This is a genomic window from Micromonospora maritima, from assembly GCF_902825405.1.
Classification (GTDB): Bacteria; Actinomycetota; Actinomycetes; order Mycobacteriales; family Micromonosporaceae; genus Micromonospora; species Micromonospora maritima.
In genome coordinates this window covers 1-3,684 of sequence record NZ_CADEAU010000510.1, presented here as the reverse complement: position 1 = coordinate 3,684, position 3,684 = coordinate 1, and the positions used below count along the sequence as shown (strand labels likewise).

The 3,684-nt window shown below is 75.2% G+C and carries 4 protein-coding genes; all 4 read right to left on the bottom strand.

Annotation, left to right across the window (positions count from 1 at the left end; translation table 11 throughout):
* Positions 1 to 939, bottom strand: a 939-nt coding sequence (locus HUW36_RS28065; RefSeq protein ID WP_174530885.1) for an FAD-binding oxidoreductase, incomplete at its 3' end; no start/stop codon positions are given.
* A 61-nt stretch (positions 940 to 1,000) separates the two neighbouring features.
* Positions 1,001 to 1,789 carry an ABC transporter permease gene (locus HUW36_RS28060; RefSeq protein ID WP_174530884.1) on the bottom strand — a complete coding sequence of 263 codons (789 nt, stop codon included), beginning with the start codon at positions 1,787 to 1,789 and terminating at the stop codon, positions 1,001 to 1,003.
* A complete protein-coding gene (locus HUW36_RS28055; RefSeq protein WP_174530883.1) occupies positions 1,786 to 2,586 on the bottom strand; it encodes an ABC transporter permease in 801 nt (266 codons plus the stop codon). Before HUW36_RS28055 ends, HUW36_RS28060 begins: the two co-directional genes overlap by 4 nt.
* Positions 2,579 to 3,547, bottom strand: coding sequence for an ABC transporter ATP-binding protein (locus HUW36_RS28050; RefSeq protein WP_099160833.1), 969 nt, complete (start codon positions 3,545 to 3,547; stop codon positions 2,579 to 2,581). Before HUW36_RS28050 ends, HUW36_RS28055 begins: the two co-directional genes overlap by 8 nt.
* Positions 3,548 to 3,684 lie beyond the last annotated feature (137 nt).

The following is a 3,684-nucleotide window of genomic DNA, read 5'->3' as shown; positions in this document are numbered from 1 at the left end:
CTTCGGGTCCCGCTGGGCGACCCGCAGGGCGGCGGCGTCGAGCAGCTCGACCGCCGCCGGACCGGCGGCCACCAGCTCCGGCATGGCGGCCGTCGCCGCGCCGAGCGAGTCGAAGACCAGCAGGCCGGTCGCGGCGTGCCGGTGCGCGGGTACGGTGCGGAACGTCGCCGACGCGACGAACGCGAGCGTGCCCTCGCTGCCGACCACCAGCCGGGTGAGCAGGTCGACCGGGTCGTCGTGGTCGAGGAAGGCGTTCACGCCGTACCCCATGGTGTTCTTCATGGCGTACTGGGCGCGGACCCGGCGCACCGAGTCGGGGTTGCCGCGCACCCGCTCGCGCAGCCGCAGCAGGCCGGCGTGCAGGTCCGGCTCGGCGGCGCGCAGCCGGGCGTCGGCGTCCGGGGCGCCGGTGTCCAGCACGGTGCCGCTGGGCAGCACCAGCACCAGCGACTCCAGCGTCCGGTAGGTGTTGAACTCGGTGCCGCAGGTCATGCCGCTGGAGTTGTTGGCGACCACGCCGCCGACGGTGCACGCGGACTCGCTGGCCGGGTCGGGGCCGAGCTTGCGGCCGTACGGCGCGAGCCGCGCGTTGACCTGTCGCAGGACCACGCCGGGCTGCACCCGGACCCGCTTCCCGTCGTCGAGCACGGTCAGGTCGCGGAAGTGCCGGCGGACGTCGACCAGCAGCCGGTCGGTGACCGCCTGGCCGCTGAGGCTGGTGCCACCGGAGCGGAAGGTCAGCGGGACGCCGCTGCGCCGGCTCTGCGCGAGCAGCGCGGCGACCTGGCCGGCGTCGGTCGGGGTGAGCACCGCGCCGGGGTGCAGCAGGTAGTGCGACGCGTCGTGGGCCAGCCGCAGCCGGTCCGCCGCCCGGGTGGTCACCCCGCCGGGCACCGCCGACTCCAGCCCGGCCCGGACCTGCGCGCTCAGCTCCGTCATGATCACCGCACCTCCCCCGCCCACCCTAGTCACCGGTGCCGGCGGTCCGGCGGCGCGGAGGTCAGCCGCCCGCGCCGGCGTACGACCGCAGCGCCCGCCGCCACGCCCCGGTGGCCACCACCACCGCGCCGGCGGCCACCGCCACCGCGACCGGCAGCATCCCGGCGTCGAGGCGACCCAGCAGGGCCGCGCCCGGGTACGTGGTGAGGAACGCGACCGGGACCACGGTGAGCAGGGTGCGCGCCGGGTCGCGGTAGAGGTCGACCGGGAAGCGGGACAGCTCGACGAAGGCGAACGAGACCCGGTCCAGGTCCTCCGCCGCCACCAGCACCACGGTGGCCGCCATCAGCAGCACGGTCAGCGCGTACAGCAGCACCGCGGCGCAGCAGAGCAGCAGCAGGAACGCGGCCAGCCGGCCGGGTGACACCCCGCGTCCGGACAGCACCACGCCCACCGTCACGAGCACCAGGCCCAGCGCCGGGTCGAGCAGGTTGGTCACCCGGACCCGCCCGAGGCTCACCAGCAGTTGGGCGTCGAACGGCTTGGTGAGCAGGAAGTCGAGGGTGCCCCGGCGGACGTGGTCGCTCATCAGTTCCAGGTTGGGTTGCAACAGCGTCTGGCGCAGGCCGTTGAGCGTGAAGAACAGGCCGATGACGACGAGCACCTCGCCGTGGGTCCACCCGGCGACCGAACCGGCGAAGCGGAAGTAGACCGAGGCCCCGGCCACCGCCCACACCATCCAGAACGCGCTCAGCGCGGCGGAGGAGAGGAACTGCAACCGGTACTCCAGGTCGGCGGCGACCGCCGCCCGCCAGCAGATCCGCAGCACCCGCAGCTGCCGGCGGATCACCCGGCCACCGCCTGGTGCCGGCGTACGCCCCGACGCCAACCGACCCGGTAGAGCAGGCCGAACACGCCGAGCCAGCCGAGACCGACGGCGAAGCCGAGCGCGGTCTCACCACCGTCCAACCGGCCGGTCACCACCTCCACCGGGAAGCCCATCATGCTGCGGAACGGCAGCACCACCGCGGCGGTACGCGGCCACGGCGGCAGCAGCTCCAGCGGGGCGACCCAGCCGGAGGCGAACGAGCCGAGCCCCCACCAGAGCAGCCACACGTTCGCGGTCTGGGTGCTCCAGAAGCCGAGCAACGCGAACGTGGACGCCGTCAGCAGGCCCAACGCGTACGCCAGCACCAGCGCGGCCCCGGCGGCGGCCAGCCGGGCCGGGGTGACCGGGTAGTCCAGGGCGGGGCTGAGCACCGCGGCCAACGCCAGGGCCGGGGCGAGCGCCACCAGGGTGACCAGGCGTTGCCCGAGGTCGGCGGCCGCGTACTGGTGGAACGGGTGCAGCGGGCGCAGCAGCCGCAGCGACAGGTCCCCGCTGCGCAGGTCGGCGTCCCACTGCCAGACGACGTGGTCGCCGGAGAGGTTCGCCATCAGCGTCGCCGCCGCGTAGTAGGCGAGGAAGTCGGCGCTGGTCCAGCCGGCCGGCGGGCCCGACTCGGCGACCACGGTCAGCCAGACCGCCATCATGAGCAGCGGGAAGAAGCCGGTGAGCACGCGCAGCACGAGCCGACCCCGGTAGGTGACGGCCACCAGCGTGCCGCCGCGCGCCAGCGCCCGGTAGGCGGTGAGGACGTCACGCACCGGCGAAGACCGCCCGGATGATCTCCTCGACCGGCGGGTCCCCGATCGCCACGTCGTCGACCGGCAGGGTGGCCAGCAGCCGGGCGGCGACCGCCGCCGTCTCGGCCCGGGGCACCGCCAGCGTGACGACCGCGCCGTCGACGTCGACCGGCTCGCCGAGCCCGGCCCAGGCGCCGGCGGGAGCGGGCTCGCGCAGCGTGACCCGGACCAGCCGGTGCGGCGAGTGCGCCTCGACCAGCGCGGCGAGGTCGCCGTCGAACCGCAGGGCGCCCCGGTCGATGACCAGCACCCGGCGGGCCAGCGCGGTCACGTCGCCCATGTAGTGGCTGGTCAGCAGCACGGTCGCGCCGTGGCGGGCGTTGTAGTCGCGCAGGAAGGCGCGGACCGCGGCCTGCCCGTTGACGTCGAGGCCGAGCGTCGGCTCGTCGAGGAAGAGCACGTCCGGGCGGTGCAGCAGCGCCCCGGCCAGCTCGCAGCGCATCCGCTCGCCGAGGCTCAGCACGCGCACCTGCCGGCCGAGCAGCGGGGCGAGGCCGAGCAGGTCGACCAGCTCGTCGAGCGCGGCCCGGTACGGCCCCTCGGCGAGGCCGTAGACGGCCCGGTTGACCTCGAACGCGTCGGCCGCCGGCAGGTCCCAGAACAGCCCGTTGCGCTGGCCCATCACCAGTGAGACGCGGCGCAGGAACGCCGCCTCCCGCCGGTGCGGGGTGTGCCCCAGCACCCGTACCGTGCCGGCGCTGGGGTGCAGCAGGCCGGTGAGGCACTTCAGCGTGGTGGTCTTGCCGGCGCCGTTGGGGCCGAGGAAGCCGACCACCTCACCGGCGGGGATGGTGAAGCCGACCCCGTCGACCGCGCGGACGGTGACGTGCTCGCGGTGGACCAGGGAGCGCAGCGACGCGGCCAGGCCCGGCTGCCGCCGGTGCACCCGGAAGTGCTTGGCGAGGTCACGTACCTCGATCATCGTCCGACCCTAGTCATCCGACGGGCCCCGACGACATCGAATTTCGTCAGCCGGCGTCGAGCTGCGCCAACACCCGCCGCTGGAACGCGCGGGCCGCCGGGCCGGACGGGGGCGGGCCGCCCCGGCGGGCGGCGACG